The organism is Bacillus cereus, from assembly GCF_025917685.1.
In the GTDB taxonomy this organism is placed as follows: Bacteria; Bacillota; Bacilli; order Bacillales; family Bacillaceae_G; genus Bacillus_A; species Bacillus_A cereus_AT.
In genome coordinates this window covers 2,272,667-2,298,474 of sequence record NZ_CP089518.1, presented here as the reverse complement: position 1 = coordinate 2,298,474, position 25,808 = coordinate 2,272,667, and the positions used below count along the sequence as shown (strand labels likewise).

Here is a 25,808-nt window from a genome sequence, read left to right as displayed (position 1 = left end):
TAATTAATATAGCATGGGGTGATAATGTGGATTATGAGTTACTAAAAGAAAGAATAGAAATTATTACTTCTAGAATTAAAGAACTAGGCGGTGAGGTTCAGGAAGTTTGTATAGATGAACCATCTACTCTTGAACAAGTAATTCTAGTAGAAGAAACACTAGGTATTAAATTACCTAATAGCTTCAAAAAAGTACTTTTAGAGTTCTCTGGGAATTTTAGTTTACGCTGGTTTTTATCTGACGATATGCAGATACCAAATGAATTTAGTGAAATTTTTTGTGGAACACCCCACTGGAGTTTAGAAAACCTTTTTGAGTTTGAAAAAGAACGAAAAGATTGGATTGACACAGCTTTTCCAAATCCTGAAGATGAATATGATGTAGTTTGGCATAACAAATTAGCATTTTGTGAAGTGGGAAATGGAGATTATTTAGCATTTGATATGAAAGATGATATAGATGCTCCAATAATTTATCTAAGTCACGACGATGGAGAAGGTCATGGATATAAGATTGCGAATAATTTCATTGAATTTATTGATAATTGGTCAAGAGTAGCTTTTGTAGGATGTGAGGATTGGCAGTGGTTACCTTTCACTACCAGTTTTGAAAGTGGTATAACTCCAGATGATGAGCCAGCCAAAAAATTTAGAAATTGGTTGGAACTTAATATTTAATTTTAAAAAGAGTATTGAATTAAATTTCAATACTCTTTTTGTGCAGTTTAATGCTATTTGATTAGAGTTGTGTTTTACAAATTATCCATCTCGTAACCATTGACAAAATACGTTATTGTTTCTAGCTCATCTTCATTTAATTCTCTATCTAGGTCTTGTTTATACGCTGCCTTTATCTTCTCTTCATCACCTTTATGGGCTTCTGTATAAGTTCCTACTGTTTTTAGCAAATGAATTTCTTGTAAAAATTCAACCCGATCTATAGCTGCTCCATGAGAAAGAATATAAGTTTCAGCATCAAATTCCTCTAACTCTTCTATTAATTTAAACGTTCGTTTCGTCGTATAGTTCCACTTCGAAGAAAAAATATCTGCATATATACAGTCTCCTAAAAATAAAATCTTTTCTTCTTTAACGTACATAACAATGGAATCATGTGAATGATCTCCGCCCACATGCTTTAACACACATGTCACTTCACCAAGGTCTAATTCAAGTTGATCCTGGAACGTTAAGGTCGGAGGAATAATTTTAATATTTCTTGGTTTTTCACTGAACTCTTTTTTGATACATTCCGCACAAAATTCAATTTCTGTACCTTCTTTTACTCTTACGTCCAACGCGTCATCTGTCCATTCATATGAAACTAGTGTCTGCATCTCTTTTTTCGTTTCAGAATGTGCAATAGATACTGCATTTTGTAATACAGGCAATCCAAAAATATGATCCCAATGCCAATGCGTTAATGCTATGAAATCAGGATTTGATACATTCTGTTCTTTTAGCATTTCTAAAAACAATTGTGCATGTTCTTCTGAATTTCCTGCATCAATCATTAAAGTTTTTTCTTTTCCAACGACCATTCCTAATATTGGTCTATCTGTTTCAGAAACAGGTGTCATATACCAAAATGAGTTTCCTACTTTTTTAATTTGCTGCATAATTAGTTCCTCCATTTACTACTATTTGTACAAAATTCTTTTCAGTTAGAATACTGATTACTTTACTCTGTGATATTGTTCTATAAGTCTATTAATACAGGATAAACAAGCAGTTGAATCTGTTATGGGATGTTCTTCATGACAGATCGAACACCACAACCATGCGTCCCCTTCTGTTTCACCATTACGATTTATTGTGCGCCCTTCTTTACTTGCTCTTTCTTGGTTTCTTGCAGTTCGAATTAGACGGTGTACAATCCGCTCTGGTTTTATGTAATCTATTGGCTGCAAATCTTTACTTAAATATAAAGGGTGTTTCGGAAATCCATCCCTTGTTTTATCAAGACAGTGTAAATGATAACCTTTAAACAATTCATGAATATCTTTGTGCCGATTATGATATTTACAGTTTTCACCCCATGCAGCAATCACCATATCTGCACGGTTCAATGCACGAATCACATGATTTTCGTTTTCAGGACCAATTGCATCTTCTTTACTTACTTGAAGCAATTCTTCACGATTTGTTGCAATATAGGCAAATAAATTTACAATTTCCAAGGAACCAAAACCAAGGCTCTTCGCAAAATTGAAGCAACGTCTGGAAGTCGCATCTTCGCTATCTTGACTCGCTTAACTTGGATTTAACATAATAAACAGTACCCGTTCTTTATGCGAGTCCCAAATACGTTCTAAAGAATAACGATACGTCTTAGAATCATTAAACAACGCCCTACTTTCCATTACATCTCCCCCTTTGAACCTATCATACTATAGCTTTGCGATTTAAAACATGCAGAAGTAAAATGTAAAAGTGAGCTCTACTCCATTCCTGAAACGTTTGGACAAGATTCGGATTTAGGCCCCCTCCCTGTCCAAAGTAAATCACACATTAGTTGAAAAAGCAGCTATTTACTACTCAATTATATTGAGTCATTGGCCATCAAAACCTATGGTTATAAATGGAACCTTGTTTAATCGAAACATTTTGTAAATGTCCAAATTCTTTTTGCTTAATTTACTAAATTTTTCCGATACATCAGTCTCAGAAAAAAACAGATAATTCATTGTAGTTGAACTTATATAAAATTTGATGAAGCACTTATTAAAATATCAAATACCAACTAAAAATAAGACGGTTTCTTCATTCTGAAGGAACCGTCTGTTTGTCGTAATTGTGAATTATATCTTTATGTCATTTTTCACCTCATATCCACTAACACTATCTTTTCTTCCGGCAAACTACTACCATAGAATAACAATCCTCTCCTAACTCATTCCCTTCCCAATCATTATATATATTTAGCAACTCGAACCCGTTCAACTCTAACAATCTTTCTAATTCTTGCGGATACGTATAACGAAGATCAATCGTTGTTTTCAGTTCCTCTACTAGCGCATTATCTTCATAAAACCTTCTTGTTGTTATGTAGTACTGTATTTGCTGAATTGAATCATAATTCATCTCAGTATATAAATCACATCTTCTTCTCTTTTCATCCGTAATAGTTGTCCAATATTCTTCTGTAGATGGTTGTATTAATTCTTCTTTTGAAGGGAAACGTGTATCGAATATAAATATACCATTGTCAGCTAACACATGATGAATAGATGTTAATAACTGATTTTGATGTATATTCGTAAGAAAATGCTGGAATCCGTGCCCTACCATAAATGCTAACGGAATAGTTTCTTCCATGTTCAATTGTAAACAGTCTTGCTGTAACCATTTCACTTTCGTATAACTTGTTGATTTTTTCTTCGCTTCAGTAAGCATTCCTTCATGTATATCTACACCAATCATTTGATATCCGTTTTCTATGAATGGAATTGTAACTCGCCCTGTTCCACAGGCTATATCTAGAATCCATTCATTTTGTATATTTAGTTTTTGTGCCCATGATAGTAAAAACGGAAAATCTGACAAACTTTTATTTTCTATATCATATTGTTTTGGATTTTCATATTCGGATAAGTTCCATTTTGTTTGCACTTATATTCCCCATTTCATTTTAATATATAAATTATAATGAATTTACAGTTTTTTCTCTATAATTAGTAAAAATAATTTGGACTAATACAACTTAACTTTTCGTAAGCTAAATACAAGGGTATAGAATCGGAGTGTGATACTATGGAACGTTTATGGATCCCAATGATCGTTACTTTTTTTTCATTCGGTGGATTATTATTAGGTGGTGCTGTTGGAGTAGCAACACGCCAACTAATTGAAGAAAAGATGCATCGTTTATACGCATTATGTGGTGGGATTTTACTTGGATTATTATCACTTGAAATTATTCCTGAAACATTTTCAAGCTATGAAATGATTGGTCCTATACTTGGTATAGCTATCGGTATTTTAGTTATGAGCTTATTAGATAACTATTGCCATCATCCGAATATACATAAGAAAGATCAACAAGCATGGCAAACTTTCCTATTTCTCTCTTTCGCTATATTTATTCATAATATACCGAGTGGATTTGCGCTAGGTACAGCTTTTATAAATCATAATGACTCTGCCATTCCCTTTTTAATAGCAATCGTCGTTCACCATATTCCAGAAGGATTAGCTTTAATTATCCCCTTCCTCTTTACAAAGCATAAATATATTTCATTTCTATTAACAACTTTATTACTTTCTCTTATTCTCGGTACCGGTACGGTTTTTGGAATTTTGATGGAAGGAAAAGCTCTTCATTTACAAGGACTCATTATGGGAAGCGCTATCGGTTCACTTGGTTATGTCACAATTCACGAAATGCTTTGGAAAGCTAAGAAACAGCTCTCTTTCCTTACATTTCTAACGTGGGCAATTAGTGGATTTTTACTAATAACAGTCTTCACTCTTTTCACTGGACATCATTAAAACAAATAAGTTATATCATTTGTATATTTTTCCTTTTTCTCCAAAACATAATGTTATCTACCTATTATAAGGAGGAACAATTATGTTTGGAAAAACAGCCGGTGAAGCATTAGTTGATTTATTAATTGACTGGGGAGTAGAACACATATATGGTATGCCTGGAGATTCCATCAATTCAATAATTGAGGCTTTAAGAAAAAAACAAGATAAAATTAAATTTATTCAAGTTCGCCATGAAGAAGCTGGTGCGTTAGCAGCGGCAGCCTATGCGAAATTAACAGGAAAACTTGGTGTTTGTATGGCTATTGCAGGACCTGGGGCTATTCATTTATTAAATGGTTTATACGATGCAAAACTCGATCAAGCTCCTGTACTAGCAATTTCAGGACAAGTAGAAACCGATTTACTCGGAACGGATTTTTTCCAGGAAGTAAACTTAGAAAGAATGTTTGATGATGTTGCGGTTTATAACCAACGTATAATGTCAGCTGAACAACTACCTGCTGTAGTCAATCAAGCGATTCGTATGGCATATACGAAAAAAGGTGTATCCGTTCTTACTATTCCGGATGATGTTCCGAAATTTGAAGTAAAAAATGGTGCTCGTGTTACAAACACTTCTTTTACATTGCCTGAGCTATTTCCGCAAAAAGAAGATTTAGATGCAGCGAGACTCGCAATAAATGAAGCGACAAAACCTGTTATTTTAGCCGGGAAAGGAGCTAAACATGCGAGAGAATCTTTACTTGCATTTGCAGAACATATCGGTGCTCCAATCGTACTTACATTACCAGCTAAAGGAATTGTTCCTGATGAACACCCTCTTTGTATCGGTGGATTAGGATTAATCGGGACGAAACCTTCTTATGAAGCAATGAAGCATGCAGATACTTTAATTATGGTAGGTACTTCTTATCCGTTCACTGGTTTCTTACCCGAAAAAGCAAAAACACTTCATATTGATACAGACCCCGCACAAATCGGGAAACGTTATACGACAGATATCGGCTTAGCTGGTGATGCTGATAAAACATTAAAATGGTTAATTGAAAATGTAGAAAAACACGAGGATCATTCCTTCTTAGAGCATCATCAAGAAATGATGAAAAAGTGGGAAGAAAAATTACACAATCAAGAAGAAGATTCTTCGATTCCAATTAAACCACAGCGAGTTATGCATGCACTGCAGAAAGTAGCAGAAGATGACGCAATTCTTTCAGTCGATGTCGGAAATGTAACAGTATGGACTGCAAGGCACTTCCGTATGACAAACCAGAAATTTATCATTTCTAGTTGGCTTGCAACACTTGGCTGCGGTTTACCTGGCGCACTTGCTGGACAAATTGCTTTCCCGGATAAACAAGTGTTTGCAGTTTGTGGTGACGGCGGATTCGGAATGACAATGAATGATTTCGTAACAGCTGTTAAATATAAACTACCAATCGTTGTTGTTGTATTAAACAATAATAAAATTGCTATGATTAAATTCGAACAAGAAGTTATGGGGAATATTGAATTTGGTACAGACTTAACGAATCCTGATTTCGCAAAATACGCAGAGGCGTGCGGTGGTATTGGATACCGCGTCGAACAGTTAGATGACTTACTTCCTGCCTTTGAAAATGCGGTAAAACAAAGTAAACCATGCATTATTGATGTAGTTGTAGATGTAAATGAAGCACCAATGCCAGCAAAAATCACATTTGGCCAAGCAGCCGGTTATACGAAACATATGATAAAAGAGTTATTTGAAGAAGGTAAGATTGATTTACCTCCACTCTAAACGAAAAAAGATAGCTGAAAACAATTTGTCTTCAGCTATCTTTCTTTATTTTTGTACCTCTTTATAGAAAGAAAAATCATTCATAGTAGGTTGTACTTGCTTCTCTACTTTCACTTCTTTATCCTTCCTCTTCGGCATTCTTACATTTCCTAGCTTAATCGCATCTTGCATACTATTACTAATAAGATTTCCTGACAAAATTGTCATACTATAGAAAGCGATTGGTATAAGTACAATCCATGTATGTGTAGTTAAGTGACGGAAATTTTGTCCGATTAAACCTGTCCACTCTTTTGTTACACTATCTGCTTCTGTACCAAAAATTATTGTTCCGCCAAAAAATAATTCTAACAAACCAAGATGCAAGAGGAGTAATAAAGTACTTACAAATTGCTGGGCTACTAATAAAAGAAATGATGGTAGCATATGCGGCCATACATGGCGTTTCAACCTCTGCCACTTACTCCCGCCGAGCACAGTGGCCGCCAACATAAATTCTTCATTCTTAATACGTTTTACTTCTTGCGCTACATACAACATAACAGTTGGTACAGCAAGACACGCAAGAACTATAATTTGAAACGCAACCCGCAAATGTAACGGAGCAGCCTCCTCTCCACTTTCAAACATTAAAACTTCATTTAACATAAAATAGGAAATCATAATCATCGGTACAATACTAAACGGATCAAAAAAAGATGAGATAGCTGGAAATGAACGTTTACTGTACATACCAAGTAATAAACCAATAGTTCCGCCAATTACTACACGTAAAATTGCGATAACGATACTTGCACCAACTGTCCATTTCGCTCCTTCTATTATTAACTGAAAAAGGTCGCGTCCTTTTTCATCGCTTCCGAACCAAAATTTACTCGATGGTGAAAACGGAGCAGCCTCTAATTCTCCTTTTTCGTTATACATCATCGTTAATTCGCGAATATTCCCGTCAAAAAACACCGTATTTCCAATACTAACAAGCATTAATACACTCAAAAAAGTAACACCTAGCCAAAATCTCACATCTCTTTTTACAACTTGCCACATGTTACACACGCTCCTTTATAACATTTTTTAAAAGCGTATGTAATATACGAAATAGTATAAAAAGCGGTACGTATAATATAACTAAACTCACTGTAAATATTTCTAATTTGGAATTTTCTTTTACAAAAACAAACATGCCGTACGTATTAAATAGCCATTCAATAATATATAAATTTGATAACATAAATAAAATATTTGTTTTTGCATAATAGACTGTTGTTAACAAGACGTTTCTTGAAATATGGTGTGTCAAAATATGTCTTAAACTCAGTCCTTTGCTCTTTGCAAATATGCTATAATCTTTCTCTAATTCTTCTCTAAAACGTAATAATAGTAGCTTCATAAATAATAACGTTGTAGGTATAGCAAGGCATATTATTGGTAACATGCGAGCTCTATCCTCACCAAATCCCGCATGTTTCACTGGCATAAATCCTGTTTTTTGAAAGATAATTACTACTAGAAGTTGAGATAGTAAAATTAATAAAATGTCCGGGATACTTTCAAGTGCGACGAAAACTCCATTCCATATACGTTGCTTTGACTGAGAGCGCTGCAATACCCACACAACGATAACATACGCAATGAGCAAAGAAAGGATAAATGCCGAAATAAATACAAACATTGTCTCTACATAATGAATCCATATTTGTGGAAATAACTTTCTTGAGTTCCGAAATCCATAAGTAATTTCACCTGGTTGAAGTAACTTCTCTCCAAGAAACAGAACTGTGTTCCAAAAACCGATTAAATCAATTTGCAATCCCTTAAATAAACGCGGTAACGCACCTAGGCAGATTATACATAAGATTGCAGCTAATAGTTGTAAACAAGTAATCCCACACCATTTAGCAACTCGTATCACCATCACTCTATCCCCCTTACGATTCGATAGAATATTCAGAAATAAAAAACCTACATATGTTACATCTCTTCAGCTATACCCTGCACTTGCTTCTTCCCACTAGATAAAATAGCTTGATATAAACACGTAACCAAAAATAATAAAGCAAATAAAATAATAAACAATGTATCTGCACTAATCCATTTCGGGAACAACATTGCTATCGCACCGAGAGATAAAAGCTGGAATCCTGTCGTTAATGGACTAAGTAAACTTTGTACACGTCCCATGAATGACTCTTCTACAATTTCATACATCCAGCCCATTATTGCAACATTAATAAATGGTAAAAAGAAAGTCGCAAAAGCGATACATACATAAAAAGACCATACGTGATTTACAAAGTAACACATACCGAAGAAGACTCCTGAGCCTGCCATACCAAAAACAATAATAGATTTTGGTGCATATTTCTTACCTATACTTGTTGCTACTATACTTCCAATTAGTAATGAAATCCCTCCAACTACACCGCCCACCATTGCTAAATTTTCATACGTTGCTGGTGCTAATTTGTATTTTAATATGTAAGTAGTGGATACGCTTAAAATACCGTTTAATAGTCCAAATACGATAAATCCTAAAAGTAATTTTTTTAAAGTTTCATTTTGGTATATATACTTGATCCCTTCTTGAAACTCTGTTATTAACATCTTAAAATTAACTTCTTTCCATTTTGTTCTACCATTTGGTAAACGAACTTTTTCTGGAATGGAGATCGTTTGAATCAAAATACCACTCATAATAAAGGTGAGCGTATTTACTAAAATGCTTCCGTAAATTCCAAAAGTCCAATACACCATCGTTGCAATTCCTACACCAAACAAAGCATACAAACTATTTACCATTTGATTCATACCCGCTGCTACACCATATTGGTCTGATTCAACTACCCCCTGTATCATCGACTGTTCTGATGGAGAGAAAAATTGTATACATGCATTTTCCAAAAATAAAAATATGAAGACGAGTATAATCATCCCGTAATAAAGCGAAATTAGAATTCCGATATTACAAAGCGAACAACATATATTACTTACCGTACAAATACGCTGTCTATCAAAACGATCCACTACTGTCCCTACTAATAGAAAAAAGATTAATGCAGGTAATGCAATCATAATTTGCGTCATCGTTGCGTAAACTGGTTGTTTCCCGTATTGATCTAACAAGTAAAACATTAAAGAAATTCCAGCAATCATAGAACCAAGGCGTTCTAAAATATTCGCTAGAAAAAAGCGTGCATAAACTTTGTTTCGAAATAACTGTAGCATTTCTTTCATACGTAATATCCTTTCTCTCGACAAAATAGTATTATTTCAGTCATTTCTTGGAAGTTATATTATATTTTTCGACCATTATCCAATCTTTTCCTTCTATATAGAAAACAATATAAAAAAGACTCTTGTTCTATATACAAGAGTCTCAGATTGAAAACAAACACATTGTTCAATTAAATAATGTGTTTGTTTTTTTATCTATTTCTCTATTTTTGAATTAAAACATAGAAATAGGCAAAAAAATAGGGTCCTTTTGGTCTCTTAATTTCAGGATTTTCGCTAATTTTTTATATTTAGACAAGCAAAAGTAAGCCCAATTTTCATGTGCATTTTTTCTTTACCAATCATATTCGTATAGCGAAGACCATGAAATTCTTTAGCTGTTCCAAATAATCGTTCTATTGTTTGTTTTCTAATTCCATAAAGTTGTTTCATTCCAAGGGAATGACGGATATCCTCACATCGTTCCATTTCATCTTCCCTTAAATGTCTCATAATTAACTTAGTTTTTTATCAATATCTCTTAACAAATGTTCCTGTGGAACTAGATCATCTAAAGAATAAAAACCAATTTGATTTCGTTTACTCATATCTTATTTTTTCAACATCTAAATCAGATACTTTGTCTACAGTCTGAGATTGAGAAATTATTTTCTCAACCTTTTTATTCGGTGTTTTTTTATTTTCACTCAATATTTTCTACATTTAAACACTTAGTTTCACAGTAATAGCCTTTGCCGCCAACATAAACTTTTTCTATTTCATTCTTGCTATTGGTTGCTAATTTAACTAATATTTCGGAAGGCGAGTGTAAAGAATAACCTTGTTCAAATACATAGACTTCTTTTTGCAAGTAGTGCCGTTCATAAAGGTAGCAAGCTAATGCACCGTTTGAAGTTCCAGTCGCTGCTTCTTCATTGATGTCGTATAGTGGAGCAAAATTTCTACATATAATTCGATTGTCATTAAAAGTAAATAGATGCATCCCGACAACATTATAATACTTGCTGATTTCTTTAATTTTTTCAAAATTAGGTTGCAGTGTATGTAATCGTGTTTCGCTTTTTATAGGAATTAAAATATCTTTTAAGCCCGTGGAGACAATTTGAATTGGGTATTTATTGTCTATAGCTTTAATGTCAAAACAGTCAATGAACTCGTTTAGAGATACAACATCATAGAATATCGGTTTGTTTTGTTCCATGAATATGATGTCATCTTTTATGGTAATAGTAAGAACACCGCTGTTCGTTTCAATCGTATAGCGATTCCTGAAAAGTTTATTTAAATGCATCAGTATCACGAAAGAGCCAATTGTGGCATGACCACATAAATCAACTTCTTCTTTTGGTGTAAAATACTCAAATTTATAATCAGCAATTTCAGATTCTGATATAAATGCGGTTTCCGCATAGCCCAGTTGTTTGGCTATTGCCATTTTTTGAGTAGTGGTCAATGTATTCTCAATAAATACCACTCCTGCTTTATTTCCACCTTTATGATCCTTGCTAAATGCACTTGCAATATAAACGGATATTTGCATAAGACACCTTCTTTCCTTACTTATAGTAAATTGTAGCATAGAAAACACTACCTATAAATGTTGTGGGATAAATTCGCCATAAAGCAAGAGACAAACTATTTTTTAGCAGCTGAACTCTTCAAAAATAGTTTGTCTACAGTCTGAGACTCTTGTTCTATATACAAGAGTCCTTTTTATTTAACTTCGCTTCATGTAATGATATATATGTCGCTAACTTTTTTAATTCCCTAAAGTTCGGATACCCTTTATTTATTTTACGAATGTATCACAAATCCACTTATAAAACTTTTCTTTCTCTTCAAATTGCGGATAATGAGCAGATTTCTCAAAAGCAATAAATTCTTTTTTATCCCCCTCAATCCTATCAAAATACTGTTTGGCTGCATGGGATGAAGTATTATAGTTGTATTTACCCATAAGAAAATAAAACGGTAACTTCAGTTTAGTTACTTTTATAGGTAATGGATTCTTTAGATCTTTTTCTAATAAGACAGTTTGAGAGTATGATAATCCAACGTTATAACGAATTACATCAAACAAGTTATATTCATTACTAAGTAGCATCCCGATGTTATCACCATCTAGATTTTCAATGAGTCTTGATGTTCCACCATATTTCGCAACATAATTTCGCGGAGTGTATGTATCGCCATTTTTAATTTTTTCGGTTAACCCTTTTAAATAGGAAACCTCATCTGTATTCCCCGCATTTTGTGCCTGTTCAATAACATAGTTTAAACTATCCATTTCACTTTCTACTGTATCACTCATCTGCCCTATACCAACATACGCTTCATATTTTTCAGGAGCTTTATTAGCAGCTTGCATTCCAATATATGTACCGTAAGAATGGCCAATTAATATTACCTTTTCTTTGCCAAGACGTTTTGAAACATAATCTGTCATAGCTAATAAATCCTCTACAAGTAGATCTGATGTAAGATTCGAATAATCTTCTAAGAAATGATACGATTTCCCGCTTCCTCTTTGATCGTAATTAACAACTGTGAATTTCTCTTCCAATAAGTCTTGGTATTTTTGAGCATATGGTATTTCTGAAGAACCTGGTCCACCATGTACAAAAATAATAACCGGATTGTTCTTATCTTTGCCGCGTATCATAATTTCATGACCACTTCCATTTATCTCTACTTGCTCTAATGTACTTATACTGTTTTTTCCCTTTATTTGTGAGGTCCATGTAGGAAATACTAGTGCTATGATTATTAGTAGTATAGCACTGACTCCAATACGTTTTATTACTTTATTTATCTTCTTCATAAGACGATTCCTTTCTGTTAAATTAATAAAAATATCAATTTAATTCTGCAAAACTACCGTAAAAAAATAAGAGCGTAAAACAATTTAACGTTGCAATTTCATCTTAATTTTTTGTACATTCTTAATATCCCATACACTTCTTAACTTTCCACTACATAAAACCTTAACGATTTCTTAATCTTCTATATATTCACTACAAAAAGACTTGATAACATCTCGCATACACGTATCCCATGCATAGAAAAAAGCCCTTATTTTCAAAACAAGGACTCTTTTCTTAAACTATTTCGCTACTTCTTCTTTCGGCATTACCATACCTTTATACAATTGAACAGTTATCCAGTAATAGATGAAATAAATGACTAAGAAGATTCCTATTGGCACCCATACTTTCACAAACGGATCAACTAATATAAAGCTGAATAAGTTAAGCCCTACTAACACGTGAGAGATTCCAATAATCGCTGGGAAGATAAATAAATATGAAATTTCTTTATATATACTTTTTGTTAACATACTACGTCTCACACCGATTTTTCTTAACATTTCATAACGGCGTACGTCACGAGAAGCACCCGTTAATATTTTGAACATAAGAGAACTTGCCATCATTGCTAAAAAGGCAATTCCGAGGAAAAATCCCATAAACATTGTCCCACTCATGAAACTGTTCATAAATTGATAAATTGTCATTTTCGTAAATAAGTCTACTTTTGTACCTGTTGTTCTTTCAATTTGTTCTTTTTGTCTCTTATCTATTTCGATTAACAACGGTTTATATTTTTTCATATCATCTACTTTTGCTAATGTTACAGTGTGTTCTGTTCCTTGAATTCCTTTATAGTGTTCTTCATCTGCAATTCTTACAGGTTTTCCATTAAATTGATTATGTGTAATTTGTATTTCTCTTACAACTGCATCTTCCCAATCTTTTGGCATACGAGGAAGCTTATTCGCTACTTCAGGAGCTTCCAAAGCAGAGTATACAGGTTCAGTTAAAGGTTCAGCTACACGTTTACGCGCAGGTTCTTTTAAAGTTTTTGTATCAAAGTGGTCGGAAACAAGTGGTGGTTTCGCAGTTAAATCGTTACGTAAGTAATAAACCGCTTCTCCATCTACTTTATACTTGTACTTGCTTTCTTCAACAATTTCCATTTCTTTTAATGCTGCTGTATCTTGTTCATTTGGATCGTGAATTACAACGTCATATACACGTGAGAAATCTGTCATAATGCCGACATTTTTTTGGAACGCCATACCTGCTGTCATCGCACCTGCCCCTAATGCAATTAACATCGCTACCGTACCTAGTACTCTCGATAAACTATTTACTCGGAAACGTAGCTGTGCATATGTAAAACTATTTAAACCAGTTTCATTACGTTTTTTATTCCCCTTAATTTTCATCACAAAAAACGGGAGTAATGAACTAAAAATAAAATACGTTCCAAGCGTGGTAACAACCGTCGCTATTATAAAACCGATCTCAGCATATGTTTTTATATTTACCATAAAATAATACCCTGTACTTACTAGCAATACACCAAGTACAGTCATTATAATAATACGAGTTTTACTTTTCTTCACTTCATCTAGTGTTTCATCTTCACGAATTAATTCTAGTTCTGTTTTACGTAATAATCGGATACTGTTCATTAAACCAGTAATAAAAAATAGTATTAAGAAGAAAATAGCTGTAACTAAGATTGCTGGTGTATATACAGATGAGTAACTACCTTTTGCTGAAATTTCCATTCCATTCATTAACAAATTTCCTGCTACACTGGCAAGTAACATCCCTACTAAAATACCGATAATAATACTGACAATACCCATACCGAATGTTTCAATAAATAATAACTGTGCTACTTTTTTCTTTTTCGCCCCAAGCATCATGTACATACCGAGTTCTTTCCTTCTTAATGTAAGTAGAAAAGAATTGGCATAAATAATGTAAAAGACAGTAATGAACGATAGTAATATGGCACCAACCCAGAAGACAAGTCTAATACTACTAATGAGACTATTATCTTTTGTAAATTCACTATTCATCGCCATCGTTTGGAACATGTAGAAAATACTAATACTAATGACTAGACCAATAAGTAATACCATATAATCCTTTAACATTTTTTTCATACTATGACGTGATAATTTGAATAACATAGTCTCGCCCCCTACTTAGACTCAGCAGCTGAGCCCATATGAGCAAGCACACCTAAAATGTCTTGATAGAAATTTTCTCGCGTACCTTGACGCATTAACTCTTTATAAAGAAGACCGTCTTGAATAAATAAAATACGCTCACAGTAACTCGCACTAAATGCATCGTGTGTCACCATTAAAATACTTACATTATGATTTTCATGTAAATCTTGCATCGCTTCTAATAAGCTTTTTGCGTTTTTACTATCAAGTGCCCCTGTCGGCTCATCTGCTAATACGATTGCTGGATTATGTACTAAAGCTCGTGCTGCCGCTGTTCTTTGCTTTTGTCCACCAGAAACAGCAGTTGGATATTTTGTTAAAATTTCAGTAATACCTAATTTCTTCGCAACCTCATTTACTTTTCCAGTAATCTCACTTGAAGGTACACCTTGCAAAGAAAGTGGCAAAGCGATATTTTCATAAATTGATAAGTTTTCAAGTAAGTTAAAATCTTGAAAGATAAAACCTAATTTTTGAGAACGAAAATCTGATAATGCATTCCCCTTCATAGAAGTAATATTTGTGCCAGCTATTGTCACACTACCACCTGTCGCTTGGTCAAGTGTACTTATCACATTAAGTAAAGTCGTTTTTCCAGATCCAGAAGGACCCATAATCCCGACAAATTCCCCTTCTTTAATACTTAATGATACACCCCTTAATGCTTTTGATTGATTCTCATTTCTTTTCCCATACGTTTTTTCTACGCTTTCTACAGTAACTACATTTGTTGACATCTCTTTCACTCCATCCCTTTTGTATATTATTAATTTCTCATATATTTCTTATCTTTTTGCCATATAAATCCTTAAGAGTTTTTTAACTTTTCAATCTCAAAAGAAATATGAATCATATCACTTCTTAATATTCTCATTTTTCTAAAATCCATTCATTCGATTTCCCTTACATTTACCTTACAATTTTGTAAGGTAAAAAAGAAAACACACCACTTTGAAGTGAACCCCGAAAACGGGACACATATCAAAACACCTAAACCATCTGCTCAATTCGCTTAGCTCTTTTGGCCCATTTCCAAAAGGATATTGTTTTCCTGCAGGTTGTTGAAAACGATAAGTTTGATCTGTACCTTTCCTTTTTGTATTTATCTTTTCTAAATTTCTTCAATACATAGATGTGATCTCAAGTCGGAGGAAGGCACCTTAGGGTGTCTTTTCTTTATAGGCTAGCACCAAATCCTGTATCCATTATTTTTTACTTTGAATACATACGGTTTAAGTTTATTATCAAGTTACTGGTTTTCATCGACCCGAGAACTCAGTAGCTACATCCACAGGCTCAACTCTCACCCTTTTGAGAGTTGAGCTTTTATTTATACGATTATCCCCACACTCTCTGCATATTTGTACAAAATTCAAATTTTATCTTACTTCACGCCTGTAGGTCCAAACCCACCAACGCGTCATGGATGACGTCATTCTTTTCAGCGACTTCATAACCTGCTTTTTCTAGCCATCTATTTATCGTCATAACGGTATGCCTCCTAATCTAAATTCATTATTTCCTCTAAGGTTTTATCCGAAATATAAGTGGTAATAATTTGTATCTGTCCATATTCTTTTTTAGCCATTTCGATAGATTCGCCCTCTGACTTCACCTCAAACCAACAAAGCTTCCACTTCTCGTCTTTGTCGTAAAACTCTATTGAGTACGTCATAACGTTATTACACTTCAAGAATTTTTCTGCTGTACTTGTTGCGGTATAATCGAAACTTCCTACTACATCCTCAAGTGTGAGTTGTTTCATGCTCTTAATCCCATTGTGCGAGATTTATTCTTGTTCTTATCCGCCTGATCCATGATTAAGGCTGCAATTTCTAACTGATGTCTTCCCAACTCTACTGCAATTTCAATGCAGCTTTTATCTTCTTCCCACATTTCTTGGAATCGAATCACTTCAAGAAACACCTAAACCATCTGTAAATGCTGATAAAGTTACATACGAAAATGAGATCAAGCCTACTATTGATGCTATGATAAAAGAATACGATGAATTATCCAAGAAAAATACAGCATTTAAAGATGGTGCGAAGCTAAGTGGTCCTGTATTAAAAGAAAAAATCGAGAAATTTAGAGTAGAGTTTGAACTAGCAACTAACTATAGAAGTAATGCTGGGAGGACTGTAACTCAAGGAATAAACGGTATAGCTCCATTGAAAGAAAGAATGGAGGAAGCTCAAAAATCCATTAAACTTTCCGATCAAAAACTAAGTAACGCCGTAGCTAACTTAACTGAAGTTGAATCATAATTAGGAGTTAGTCGTAATTATGCACTCGAAAGAGTGCTTTTTTCTTTTTTCTCAATGAACGATATAACTTAACGTGGTTCAAGTCGGAGGAATACACCTTATGGTATCTTTTCTTTATTTTCAAAAGGACCTGCTCAATTAATCCCTAAAAATATAAAGTAATGTGAACCTGTTAAAACACATGTGTGACCTTGAATTCCCCCTCTTACTCAAAGGAGAGATTAATATGGGATTCTTTGGCGGCGGATTCGCCTTAGTCCTTGTGCTCTTTATATTATTAATCATAGTTGGAGCTTCTTGCTTCTGCTAAAAAACTATTAGAAAAGACCCTCTTATATGGGTGTCTTTTCTTTATGGAAATTTCTTAAATTACTTATATAAAAGCTAATGGACGAGTATTAATATTTATGAAGTAACTTTTATCTGCTAAGAAAGGGGCATCAGATTTATGAACAACCTTAATTTCCTTTGTGAGCAATTTGCTAAAATTTTTAATGGAAAGAGCAACATAAATCAGGGTGTTTGTTCTGTCTCCTTGCGTCGTAATATTAAAGTGTTTGTTCAAGGACGACCAAGCACCTCTGTGATACCGGTTGGGATATCTTTTGAATCGTTAGATCAAAATGGCAATGCGTTGAACTTAGGGGAAATCGCTATTTTACAAGAAGAAATTCCTTTATTTATACAATCAATTGTTCAACAAGGAATTATTGTTAGCGCCTTACATAATCATTGGTTATATATGAAACCATTGATTATGTATATTCATATCCAATCTGTTGAACCACCATTAAGTTTTGCAAAAAAATTGGCAAATTCCTTTTCTGTTTTAAGTAGTTATCCAATTACTGATAACGGAGGCTAATGTTAAGTAGATCATATTTATTCATTTCTAGATACATTGAATTCCGATAATGAGAATTATGTAAATGAGCTGTCCATATGGGCGGCTTATTATATTTTTTGCTTAGCTTGTTTTTTTCAAAAATGCTGGCTGTACCCCTTCAATAAAGACTCAGACACAAAAATAGGCCGTGGAGAAGACTTTCTCCACAGCCTGAGAAAAGACTTCTCTTAAGATAGAGAAGTCCTTTCCCTTCATTATTGATTAGAACTAGAAGATTGTGATTTTTTTGCCTCAGCTTGTGCATTCGCTTGTTTCACTGCATGCACATCCGTTTCAGTTGCAAATTCTGTACCATAACTAGCATTCGCACTTTGTGCACCTGAAGCTTGTGCTTTCTTTGCCTCAGCCTGTGCATTCGCTTGTTTTACTGCTTGTACATTTGTTTCAGTTGCGAATTCTGTACCATAGCTAGCATTTGTACTTTGGATGCTAGCGCCAGAAGTTGCCTTATTGTAACCTTGTTGTTTTTTGTTCACCTTTCTCACCTCCACAATCAATATTGTAGCCAATCCATTTAAAAGCTATCCTTAATTTTATTTTTAAACTTCCGTATATACGTCACTTTCAATAAGACCTTCTGGACCTTTAGGCATATATTTAAATGTTTTGCCTACGCGATTTAAATATTCAATATTTCGACAAAATTTTCATCGACTTACTAAAATAGTAGTCTATTTACACGTCTATCAAATAAAAAAGTTGGCAATTACTAAAGTGAAAAAAGCTCTTTCTTTTTGCTCATTCATTTTCGGGTTCAGTTCATTATATTTTCTACTTTGTCTTTATATACAACATATTCTTTTCCATCCACTACTGCTACCACCGCAAATTCATCTTTTGGATTAAATGAAAGCCAGTCAGCCCACATGCTTGTATTTGGTCCTCCACCCCACATATTATGAACCGTGTTTTTAGTTAAATTCATAACTTTATAAGACGCATTTGGTGCATTTGATCCAGTCTTTATTTCAAATGTATATGCGTTATGAATTTTTTTATAAAAGTAGGAAACGCTTGATGGACGAAGCTGATTCATAAAATCTTGTTCTTTTTTCTCTGCAATTTTTATCCCTTCTTGTAATGTGACAACATCTGTTCTTATTGTTTTCCAACTATCTTTTGCTGCATTCAAGTTAGGTGCTAAGAATTTATATCTATTTTGATCAGCTTTTTGATTAGCTGTATCAATATGTCCCAGTACGCCCGAATATTGAGAGTCTAAATCATCCCATTGCGTGGACATAAAAGTAAGAGCAGTAATAGCACTATCAATCGCACTATGCATATCACTAATATTATGAAACGCAACTCCTACTACACGATTTAATGTTATCTTATAATCTACATTCTGACGTAATTTTGCTAATTCCGGCTCTAGCCAGCCTAACTTACCTCTTGCATCACCTATCATTATCCCACCAGCAATCAATGTTGGGAGAAAGGGGATCTTTACCATGTCTAAGCCCTTAGATTCTATGTCTTTCTGATAGTTTATTTGCCCTAAAAGGTCCTCTAAACGCTTTTGATCATCCTCAACCGCAGCTCCTTGGTTTTTTAAAATAGACTGCAAGGTCTCTTTATGGCTTCCAAATACTCTAACATCTTCTCCAATAGCATTTTTAAATTTAGTTAATTCTTCTATTAATACTTTTGCAGACTTTTGATTTTGTTGAATTCCCCCCCGTAAATCTGTAATCCCTTTTTTTAAAGTATCTCCATTCCCAGTATTGATCGCCTCTACTAATGTTTCATAATGATTTTCAAATTTTGTATCGTATTCAATGATACCTGTCAATGTATCTAAAAGCTGTTTTTTTACTTTCGTATTCCATGAAACTGCATGTGCTCTTGCGTTGTTTTGATCTTGTACAATTTTACTAGGTAAATCTGCATACCCATTAATAGTAATTCCTTCAAAACTCACATCCGGATTATTCATTAACAAATAAGAATATTCATTCATAGATTTTACAAATACCCCAGCATCTTGCACAGTTTTTATCATCTGTTCTTCATTTGCTGAAAGAGACATATTTCCATTGTTAGTTTGTTCAATTTCACTTGCAAAAGCTGCTGCTGGTGTAACTGCATAAGTTGTTGTCATAGTTAAAAATGTCGATACAGCGAGTATTTTATAAGGGATTTTTTTCATCATTTTATACTTCTCCTATATAGGTTTTGATTTTTAATTCTATTCTTCTTTAAAAGCGACGTCTTTCAAATTTTTTGAAAATCTGTAATACAGTACGGTTATCTTGGTATCTGGGTACAAATTTTATAAAGACAAAAGGCGAAGTCATTAATGAGACTCCGCCTTTCTGGTGTATAAGGATTTATTAATTGTCGCATTACTATTTAACAACGTAATCATAGATTCTCTATGTTTTAGGTGACTTTGCAACAGAATTAATATTTCCTTATTTTTGCGGAGTAACAGGCTCCACTTTTAATTCTTTGATTCCTTCTTTTAAAGTGACCGCATCTGTGTGTAATGTTTTCCAACTGTCTTTCGCTGCATTCAAGTTAGGTTTTAAGAATTTAAATTTATTTTGATCCACTTTTTGAGATGCAGTTTCAATATGTCCAAGTACTCCCGAATATTGAGAATCTAAATCATGCCACTGCGTGGACATATAAGTAAGAGAATTAATAGCATCATCAAGCGCCTTATGCATTTCACTAATATTATTGTAAGCAACTCCAACTACACGATTTAATGTTACTTTATAATCTACAGTCTGACGTAATTGTGCTAATAAAGGCTCTAACTTGCCTAAATTATCTCTTGCTATACCCACTATAATACCGCCAATTAACGGTAGGCCCAAAATGGCACCCTTCATTACATCAAACCCATCAGATTCTAATTGTTTATAATAGTTTACTGATCCTAAAACTTCATCTAGACGCTTTTGATCAGCCTCAACATCTACACCTTGGTTTTTTAAAATCGACTGTAAGAGATCTTTATTGCTTCCAAATGCTCTAACATCTTGTCCAATAGAGTCTCTTAATTTAGTTAATTCTTCTATTAATTGTTGTGCATACTTTTGATTTTGTTGAATTTCACCTCGTAAATCTGTAATCCCTTCTTTTAAAGTATCTCCATCTCCTGTATTAATCGCATCTACCATTGTGTCATAATAATTGTCAAATGTTGTATCGTATTCAATAATACCCGTCAATGTATCTAAAAGCTGTTTTTTCACCTTCGTATCCCATGTAACAGCATGTGCCCTTGCATTCTTTTGATCTTGTACAATTCTACCAGGTAAATCTACATATCCATTAATAGTAATCCCTTCAAAGTTCACATCTGGATTTTTAATTAACATATAAGAATAAGCATTCATAGATTTTGCAAATAACCCAGCCTTTTGCAAAGTTTCTTTCATCTTCGCTTCATTTGCTGAAAGAGCCGTATCTGCATTGTTAGTTTGTTCAATTTCACTTGCAAAAGCTGCTACTGGTGAGACTATAGAAGTTGTTGTCATAGTTAAAAGAGCTGATGCAACGATTAGTTTGTACGGGATTTTTTTAATCATTTTATATTCCTCCAATATAGGCTATGATTTTTAGATTCTATTCTTGTTTAAAAGCAATATCTTTCGAAATGAATTCTGCATCTTTATGAATATCATTCCAACTTTGTTTAGCAGCCTTTAAATCATCAGGTATCAACGAGAGTTTATGCTCTTGCATTTGGTCGATATTATCATACAAATCTGTATAATCAGCCCCCATTTTATTCCATTGTTGTTGAATATTCGTTAGAGACAGTATCGCTTGATCCACTGTCTGATACAGATATGCCAAAGTGTCTTTCGCGTTAGTAAGCGAAATAACAGCTTGGCTAGCGAGATCAGCTTTTGTACTTAATTGTCCGATTTTGTTAGAAATTTCGTTATAGGAGTCCATATGCTTAGATGCCGTGACACCAGCTGCTGTTCCTAAACCAATTCCAGCTGCACCAAGAGCTGTAAGGCCACCAACAACAGCCGGTGTTGCTGTACCGCCAGTCACAACAATCACTACCGCTCCTGCAATAGCGCCAATAACTAAAATGACCGCTCCTAATCCACCGCCAATTGACCATGCTAATACATTGTCAAAATGTTCTTTCTGAGTAGAATGTAGCTTCTCAATTTCAGCTTGAAGTTGTGGAATTAGCGCTTGTTGACCCGCTAATAGTGCCGTTAATCCACCTTTTCCATCTGGGCCGCCTACATTATTTTTAAAATCTGTAGAATTTGTATATAGTTTTACTTTGAAGTCCTGTAACATCTTAATTACTTCTGTAACCTCTTTTGAATTTGTATTAATTGTAGTTATTAAATCATTTATACCCTCTTTTAAGCCTGCCTTATCTTTCTTTTGTACAGTATCTACTAATGTGTCGTAATAATTTTGAAATTGTTCATCGTAATTTACAATATTACGTGCTGTTTTTTGAATCTTTGGTTTCGCTGTATCTAACCAATAATTAGCATTGATTCGCGACAGTTCCTGATTAAGGTGAATGTTTTTGATTAATTCTCCTCCTTCTGAACCTAAATCAATATTGGATAGATTTACATTCGGTTGTTTAATCATTGTTTTTGCGTATAAATCCATTACAAGAATATGAGATCCTGTTTCAGCCAATGCTTTCTTCAGTCCCTCAGGCCCTAATGTATAATTCTCTACTTTTTGTTCTTGAGCGGTCTTTTCTTGTGCAAATGCATGAATAGTGTTACCGGTAGTAGCAGTTATAACCGTTGCCAGAGTAGCTAAAGTTAACACTTTAAATGGAAATTTTTTCATAACTATTCTCCTTCTCATTCTTTCGCTAGATTCTTATAATCTTTTTATATTTTCAAAAAACATAATATTAAAATTTATAGACCTGTTCTTCAAGGTAACTTATTACATTTTTTAATTGTCTTAATGTATCTTTTTGAGACTGCTGGTTAGTTGTATCAACATTAGTAGATAATTTTGTAATGCTATTTTTTATTAGACCCAAATCTTCCTTATAACGTTTTAGTAGGTCAAGTTCTACATCTACTTGATATGCAAAGGTATGTAAATCATTTTGCATAATAAGAAGCATTGATTTTTGTAAATCTGCTATTTTTAGGTTCTTAGTTAAATCATAAAATTTTTGGTTTTGTGTCTCTAAATCTGCTAAATGTGTTCGCTGTTCTGCTGTTAATTTATTTACTTCAGCGAAAGCACTATATGTTTTCTTAATTTTTTCAGGGTCAATAGCTTTCGTAAGGTCATACTCTTTTGTTTTTGCAACTGCAGCTGCAGCTATTTCAGCTTGTTTGCTTTTCTCAATTGCTTCACGGGCTTCTTTTTTGGCAGCTTCAATCTCTAGAGCAGATTTACCCTTTTCTTTCGCTTCTTGCTCTGCTTTTTTCTCTGCTTCTATAATAGAGTTGTTAATTTCTTTGCCTTTGTTATACGCTGCTACTGCAGTTTGAGCAGCAGGTTCAATGATATCTTTTGAAAGGTTATAGACTTCTTTGAATATAACAAACCCTTGTTCATTTAAAGCTCCTGGTAATAATGCTATTTGTTGTAAATCATTTTGAATTGATTTTTGGGTATTTTGTAATTCATTTTTTAGCTGATCTATTTTCCCTGTTCCGTCTGAACTTAGTACACCCTGTGCTTTTGCTACATCCATATCGAGATCTTGAAGTTTTTTATCCAGCTGTAATTTAAGATCTGTTAATTCATTAATCTGTCTTTGTACGTTTTCTTGATTCGTCATAGTCATATCTTGAAGAACCTCAAGTCTATCCAAAAACCCTTCTTTATCTTCTTTATTGTCTACAAACTCTTTTAATGCTGGGTAATAGTTATTAAATTTAGTTACAAACCCTTTACTTTTTGAATTTACTAGAATTAAATGTGGATAAAGTTCTGATGACCATTCCTTCATATCTTGCTTGATTAGAGATTGATTTGTATTTAAAGCTGGGACTTCTGCTAGCTGTACATTAGGGCTCATTAAACCTTGATCAATATATGTTTGGATTAATTTAGATTGTGCACCTAATTTTCGTAATGATGAGGAAATATCCATGCTTTCCTGTTGAGTTTCTGCATGAACGATTGGTGTTGCGAGAGTATTGATAGGAATAGTCGCCCCAGTTACAATTGATGTTATAAAAAATCCTGAAATTATTTTCTTTTTCATTCCGTACGCCCCTTTACTATTGTCTATTTACAATCTTACACATACATCTTGAACGACCTAGCGCTAGGCTCTTTTTGTCACATGCTCTAGGAAGGAGAAATCTTTCGAATAGAGTTTTAAACCTCGTTATTATTTACTTCTCATAGAAAGTAAGGATATTGTTTTCTTTTAATTCGAATATTAAATTTTTCGGAAGTAAATAGTAAAATTTCATCACCTATATTTGAATTAACTGCCCAATGATAAGTATAATATTCATTTTTCTCTTGAGTTGCTGCTACTGCTAACCCTGCCATGACCTTTTTGATAATAATTTCATAATATCTCTCCTAGTTTTGTCAACAGGGCCCTACAAGATTACAAAAGATGAATTTATACTGTACATTGCTTATACTTTTATTACGGAATAAAATCATTTTTGCTATGTAGAAACTTAAAACACTTTTTTCAAATGTTATACTTTCAAGATTCTAGCCCCTTTAAAAAGTGACATAATATTAAGACAATTAATTTCAACATAATATTACTTGCAACTTTACTGCACATTTATTAGTGCAATCTTCTCCCCCCTTGAGTGGTCATACCATTTACACCTTTATTAAAACATTAAATTTTTAATACGTAAATAGTAGAATTTTGTCGATTACATTCAATAATTTAACTATTAAGTATTAATACGAATGAAAATGTTATACTTATAAAATGATTTTTTAATTTTATTTAAGTAATTATAGCAGTTACAACTTGATATACTTAGTTAAAGGGAGTCGTTTTTAATATATATAAAATAACTCATATAATTTGAATTTTGTTTAATATAATTTAATCACACTCTGCATATCGATCCCCTTTATTTAGATATGCATCATTACATATTTCTCCATAGATAAAAACAACAAATAAACAATAAATACAAGACGGATAAATAACAAATAACAACAAATAGAAGACAAATAAGCAACAAATAACAACATTTCTAAAAAAAAACGTGTCGTTATTTGTTATTTTCCGTTATAAGAGGTATAACGTAATGTTAAGATTTAATAAATAATTGATTTGTTATTTAAGTCCCTACATTACAGTACATGTAAATCGATTTGGAAAGTAGCATATTGATTCAAATCGAAAACCACCCGAACTAGCATTGGATCTTTCATTCTCTTCAAAAAAAGTAGCTTTCACTTAAATAATGCATAATAAAAGCCGTAGGAGTATAACCTACGACTTTGTAAAGGAATCTCGATTTACTATAAAATATCCTCTAAAGGTTTATTCTTACGATTTAAACCTCCTGTAAAGCTTTCTGTTCACTTTGTAAGAATGAATCTAGTTTATCTATCAGTCGTCTAATATTTTCATTTTTGGTATACTTACTTGAATCATAGCCTTCATCCGGTTCTAAATAATAAATAAACCCTTTCATATCCTCTGGATAATTAAAATCACTATACAGGTTAGCTACATTCTCTAATAAAGTATCATAATCATTATTTTTTTCTCTCATAGACATTAAAATAGAGTACTTCCATTTTCGTTGCTCAATTTCACTATTCCAATGTATTGCTAAATCCATGACTATGCTTACTATTAATTCAATAGCTTTTTCTTTATCATATTTTCCCCATGTAAGTAAAATGTCCCTCGATTAATATTAGCCCTAGCTGTAATATCCTTAACCGTAATGGAATCAAACCCTTTGTTATTTATTAATTCAGTTAGTGCATTGCATCACGTATCGCCTCTTTAGTACGAGCTACGCGTAAATCAGCATATACACATTCCACTTTTTACCTCTTTAATTTTTTTAGACATATTTTTATATAATGTTCAGAATACAACAGATCAGCTATTTCTGTTTATTGAACACATAAGATACCCATACTATAATACCTCCTATTTTTTAACCAA

The 25,808-nt window shown here is 33.4% G+C and carries 22 protein-coding genes and 4 pseudogenes; 6 read left to right on the top strand and 20 right to left on the bottom strand.

What is annotated here, in order from left to right; translation table 11 throughout:
* Nucleotides 1-26 precede the first annotated feature (26 nt).
* Nucleotides 27-677, top strand: coding sequence for an SMI1/KNR4 family protein (locus tag LUS72_RS11865; RefSeq protein WP_097831152.1), 651 nt, complete (start codon nt 27-29; stop codon nt 675-677).
* 74 nt (nt 678-751) lie between these two features.
* Here LUS72_RS11865 and LUS72_RS11860 read toward each other — a convergent pair whose 3' ends face one another.
* The 3 genes and pseudogenes from LUS72_RS11860 to LUS72_RS11850 form a co-directional block, all read right to left on the bottom strand.
* On the bottom strand, nt 752-1,618 hold the full coding sequence (locus LUS72_RS11860; RefSeq protein WP_097831153.1) for an MBL fold metallo-hydrolase: 867 nt from the start codon (nt 1,616-1,618) through the stop codon (nt 752-754).
* A gap of 57 nt (nt 1,619-1,675) precedes the next feature.
* Nucleotides 1,676-2,362 (bottom strand): annotated as a pseudogene (locus LUS72_RS11855) (DUF1643 domain-containing protein).
* A 478-nt stretch (nt 2,363-2,840) separates the two neighbouring features.
* Nucleotides 2,841-3,611, bottom strand: coding sequence for a class I SAM-dependent methyltransferase (locus LUS72_RS11850; RefSeq protein WP_097831156.1), 771 nt, complete (start codon nt 3,609-3,611; stop codon nt 2,841-2,843).
* A gap of 141 nt (nt 3,612-3,752) precedes the next feature.
* Here LUS72_RS11850 and LUS72_RS11845 point away from each other — a divergent pair, with 141 nt between their 5' ends.
* Both LUS72_RS11845 and LUS72_RS11840 read left to right on the top strand, forming a co-directional pair.
* Nucleotides 3,753-4,490, top strand: coding sequence for a ZIP family metal transporter (locus LUS72_RS11845; RefSeq protein ID WP_097831157.1), 738 nt, complete (start codon nt 3,753-3,755; stop codon nt 4,488-4,490).
* 82 nt (nt 4,491-4,572) lie between these two features.
* The gene (locus LUS72_RS11840) at nt 4,573-6,273 is read left to right on the top strand and encodes a pyruvate oxidase (protein ID WP_097831158.1); all 1,701 of its coding nucleotides are present in this window, start codon (nt 4,573-4,575) and stop codon (nt 6,271-6,273) included.
* A gap of 45 nt (nt 6,274-6,318) precedes the next feature.
* Here LUS72_RS11840 and LUS72_RS11835 read toward each other — a convergent pair whose 3' ends face one another.
* The 10 genes and pseudogenes from LUS72_RS11835 to LUS72_RS11785 form a co-directional block, all read right to left on the bottom strand.
* Entirely contained in the window at nt 6,319-7,320 is a 1,002-nt protein-coding gene (locus tag LUS72_RS11835; protein ID WP_264448959.1) for an ABC transporter permease, read from the bottom strand.
* A 1-nt stretch (nt 7,321) separates the two neighbouring features.
* Nucleotides 7,322-8,188, bottom strand: a complete 867-nt coding sequence (locus tag LUS72_RS11830) for an ABC transporter permease subunit (RefSeq protein WP_141533484.1) — start codon at nt 8,186-8,188, stop codon at nt 7,322-7,324.
* Between the two features lie 56 nt (nt 8,189-8,244).
* Nucleotides 8,245-9,507 (bottom strand): MFS transporter, encoded by a 1,263-nt coding sequence (locus LUS72_RS11825; protein WP_264448958.1) that lies wholly within the window; start codon nt 9,505-9,507, stop codon nt 8,245-8,247.
* A 282-nt stretch (nt 9,508-9,789) separates the two neighbouring features.
* Nucleotides 9,790-10,008 (bottom strand): annotated as a pseudogene (locus LUS72_RS11820) (transposase); the annotation flags it as partial.
* Between the two features lie 181 nt (nt 10,009-10,189).
* Entirely contained in the window at nt 10,190-11,047 is an 858-nt protein-coding gene (locus tag LUS72_RS11815) for a PhzF family phenazine biosynthesis protein (RefSeq protein ID WP_097831169.1), read from the bottom strand.
* A 249-nt stretch (nt 11,048-11,296) separates the two neighbouring features.
* Entirely contained in the window at nt 11,297-12,328 is a 1,032-nt protein-coding gene (locus LUS72_RS11810) for an alpha/beta fold hydrolase (protein WP_264448957.1), read from the bottom strand.
* A gap of 282 nt (nt 12,329-12,610) precedes the next feature.
* Nucleotides 12,611-14,494 (bottom strand): FtsX-like permease family protein, encoded by a 1,884-nt coding sequence (locus LUS72_RS11805; protein WP_264448956.1) that lies wholly within the window; start codon nt 14,492-14,494, stop codon nt 12,611-12,613.
* Between the two features lie 11 nt (nt 14,495-14,505).
* On the bottom strand, nt 14,506-15,273 hold the full coding sequence (locus LUS72_RS11800; RefSeq protein ID WP_071724180.1) for an ABC transporter ATP-binding protein: 768 nt from the start codon (nt 15,271-15,273) through the stop codon (nt 14,506-14,508).
* 764 nt (nt 15,274-16,037) lie between these two features.
* A complete protein-coding gene (locus LUS72_RS11790) occupies nt 16,038-16,301 on the bottom strand; it encodes a hypothetical protein (protein ID WP_097831163.1) in 264 nt (87 codons plus the stop codon).
* Nucleotides 16,298-16,462: a helix-turn-helix domain containing protein gene (locus LUS72_RS11785; protein WP_141533483.1), complete on the bottom strand. Its 165-nt coding sequence runs from the start codon at nt 16,460-16,462 to the stop codon at nt 16,298-16,300. The genes LUS72_RS11790 and LUS72_RS11785 overlap by 4 nt, the downstream gene beginning before the upstream one ends.
* On the opposite strand from LUS72_RS11785, the pseudogene LUS72_RS11780 reads away from it, so the two are divergent.
* The 3 genes and pseudogenes from LUS72_RS11780 to LUS72_RS11770 form a co-directional block, all read left to right on the top strand.
* A pseudogene (locus LUS72_RS11780) lies at nt 16,453-16,803 on the top strand (ribonuclease); the annotation flags it as partial. The gene LUS72_RS11785 and the pseudogene LUS72_RS11780 sit on opposite strands and share 10 nt — an antisense overlap.
* A 226-nt stretch (nt 16,804-17,029) precedes the next feature.
* Nucleotides 17,030-17,113 (top strand): YjcZ family sporulation protein, encoded by an 84-nt coding sequence (locus LUS72_RS11775; protein ID WP_097831164.1) that lies wholly within the window; start codon nt 17,030-17,032, stop codon nt 17,111-17,113.
* Between the two features lie 138 nt (nt 17,114-17,251).
* Nucleotides 17,252-17,668: a DUF1259 domain-containing protein gene (locus tag LUS72_RS11770; protein ID WP_071745563.1), complete on the top strand. Its 417-nt coding sequence runs from the start codon at nt 17,252-17,254 to the stop codon at nt 17,666-17,668.
* A gap of 236 nt (nt 17,669-17,904) precedes the next feature.
* Here the strand turns inward: LUS72_RS11770 and LUS72_RS11765 are convergent, their stop codons facing one another.
* The 7 genes and pseudogenes from LUS72_RS11765 to LUS72_RS11735 form a co-directional block, all read right to left on the bottom strand.
* Nucleotides 17,905-18,186 carry a gamma-type small acid-soluble spore protein gene (locus LUS72_RS11765; RefSeq protein WP_071745562.1) on the bottom strand — a complete coding sequence of 94 codons (282 nt, stop codon included), beginning with the start codon at nt 18,184-18,186 and terminating at the stop codon, nt 17,905-17,907.
* Between the two features lie 278 nt (nt 18,187-18,464).
* On the bottom strand, nt 18,465-19,865 hold the full coding sequence (locus LUS72_RS11760) for a hemolysin BL regulatory component HblB (protein WP_097833329.1): 1,401 nt from the start codon (nt 19,863-19,865) through the stop codon (nt 18,465-18,467).
* Nucleotides 19,866-20,127: 262 nt separating this feature from the next.
* Nucleotides 20,128-21,255, bottom strand: a complete 1,128-nt coding sequence (gene hblB / locus LUS72_RS11755; protein WP_097833328.1) for a hemolysin BL binding component B — start codon at nt 21,253-21,255, stop codon at nt 20,128-20,130.
* Between the two features lie 37 nt (nt 21,256-21,292).
* On the bottom strand, nt 21,293-22,513 hold the full coding sequence (locus tag LUS72_RS11750) for a hemolysin BL lytic component L1 (protein ID WP_097833327.1): 1,221 nt from the start codon (nt 22,511-22,513) through the stop codon (nt 21,293-21,295).
* 67 nt (nt 22,514-22,580) lie between these two features.
* Nucleotides 22,581-23,900: a hemolysin BL lytic component L2 gene (locus LUS72_RS11745; RefSeq protein WP_097833326.1), complete on the bottom strand. Its 1,320-nt coding sequence runs from the start codon at nt 23,898-23,900 to the stop codon at nt 22,581-22,583.
* 1,282 nt (nt 23,901-25,182) lie between these two features.
* The gene (locus LUS72_RS11740) at nt 25,183-25,497 is read right to left on the bottom strand and encodes a DUF2247 family protein (protein WP_373605292.1); all 315 of its coding nucleotides are present in this window, start codon (nt 25,495-25,497) and stop codon (nt 25,183-25,185) included.
* A gap of 26 nt (nt 25,498-25,523) precedes the next feature.
* Nucleotides 25,524-25,684: pseudogene (locus LUS72_RS11735) on the bottom strand (TetR/AcrR family transcriptional regulator); the annotation flags it as partial.
* Between the last annotated feature and the right edge of the window lie 124 nt (nt 25,685-25,808).

What these genes read in the sequence shown, in the direction of transcription:
- LUS72_RS11860 (WP_097831153.1), bottom strand. Translation starts at nt 1,618, where the DNA reads ATGCAGCAAATTAAAAAAGTAGGAAACTCATTTTGGTATATGACACCT.
- LUS72_RS11845 (WP_097831157.1), top strand. Translation starts at nt 3,753, where the DNA reads ATGGAACGTTTATGGATCCCAATGATCGTTACTTTTTTTTCATTCGGT.
- LUS72_RS11840 (WP_097831158.1), top strand. Translation starts at nt 4,573, where the DNA reads ATGTTTGGAAAAACAGCCGGTGAAGCATTAGTTGATTTATTAATTGAC.
- LUS72_RS11835 (WP_264448959.1), bottom strand. Translation starts at nt 7,320, where the DNA reads ATGTGGCAAGTTGTAAAAAGAGATGTGAGATTTTGGCTAGGTGTTACT.
- LUS72_RS11830 (WP_141533484.1), bottom strand. Translation starts at nt 8,188, where the DNA reads ATGGTGATACGAGTTGCTAAATGGTGTGGGATTACTTGTTTACAACTA.
- LUS72_RS11825 (WP_264448958.1), bottom strand. Translation starts at nt 9,507, where the DNA reads ATGAAAGAAATGCTACAGTTATTTCGAAACAAAGTTTATGCACGCTTT.
- LUS72_RS11815 (WP_097831169.1), bottom strand. Translation starts at nt 11,047, where the DNA reads ATGCAAATATCCGTTTATATTGCAAGTGCATTTAGCAAGGATCATAAA.
- LUS72_RS11810 (WP_264448957.1), bottom strand. Translation starts at nt 12,328, where the DNA reads ATGAAGAAGATAAATAAAGTAATAAAACGTATTGGAGTCAGTGCTATA.
- LUS72_RS11805 (WP_264448956.1), bottom strand. Translation starts at nt 14,494, where the DNA reads ATGTTATTCAAATTATCACGTCATAGTATGAAAAAAATGTTAAAGGAT.
- LUS72_RS11800 (WP_071724180.1), bottom strand. Translation starts at nt 15,273, where the DNA reads ATGTCAACAAATGTAGTTACTGTAGAAAGCGTAGAAAAAACGTATGGG.
- LUS72_RS11790 (WP_097831163.1), bottom strand. Translation starts at nt 16,301, where the DNA reads ATGAAACAACTCACACTTGAGGATGTAGTAGGAAGTTTCGATTATACC.
- LUS72_RS11775 (WP_097831164.1), top strand. Translation starts at nt 17,030, where the DNA reads ATGGGATTCTTTGGCGGCGGATTCGCCTTAGTCCTTGTGCTCTTTATA.
- LUS72_RS11770 (WP_071745563.1), top strand. Translation starts at nt 17,252, where the DNA reads ATGAACAACCTTAATTTCCTTTGTGAGCAATTTGCTAAAATTTTTAAT.
- LUS72_RS11760 (WP_097833329.1), bottom strand. Translation starts at nt 19,865, where the DNA reads ATGATGAAAAAAATCCCTTATAAAATACTCGCTGTATCGACATTTTTA.
- hblB (WP_097833328.1), bottom strand. Translation starts at nt 21,255, where the DNA reads ATGATTAAAAAAATCCCGTACAAACTAATCGTTGCATCAGCTCTTTTA.
- LUS72_RS11750 (WP_097833327.1), bottom strand. Translation starts at nt 22,513, where the DNA reads ATGAAAAAATTTCCATTTAAAGTGTTAACTTTAGCTACTCTGGCAACG.
- LUS72_RS11745 (WP_097833326.1), bottom strand. Translation starts at nt 23,900, where the DNA reads ATGAAAAAGAAAATAATTTCAGGATTTTTTATAACATCAATTGTAACT.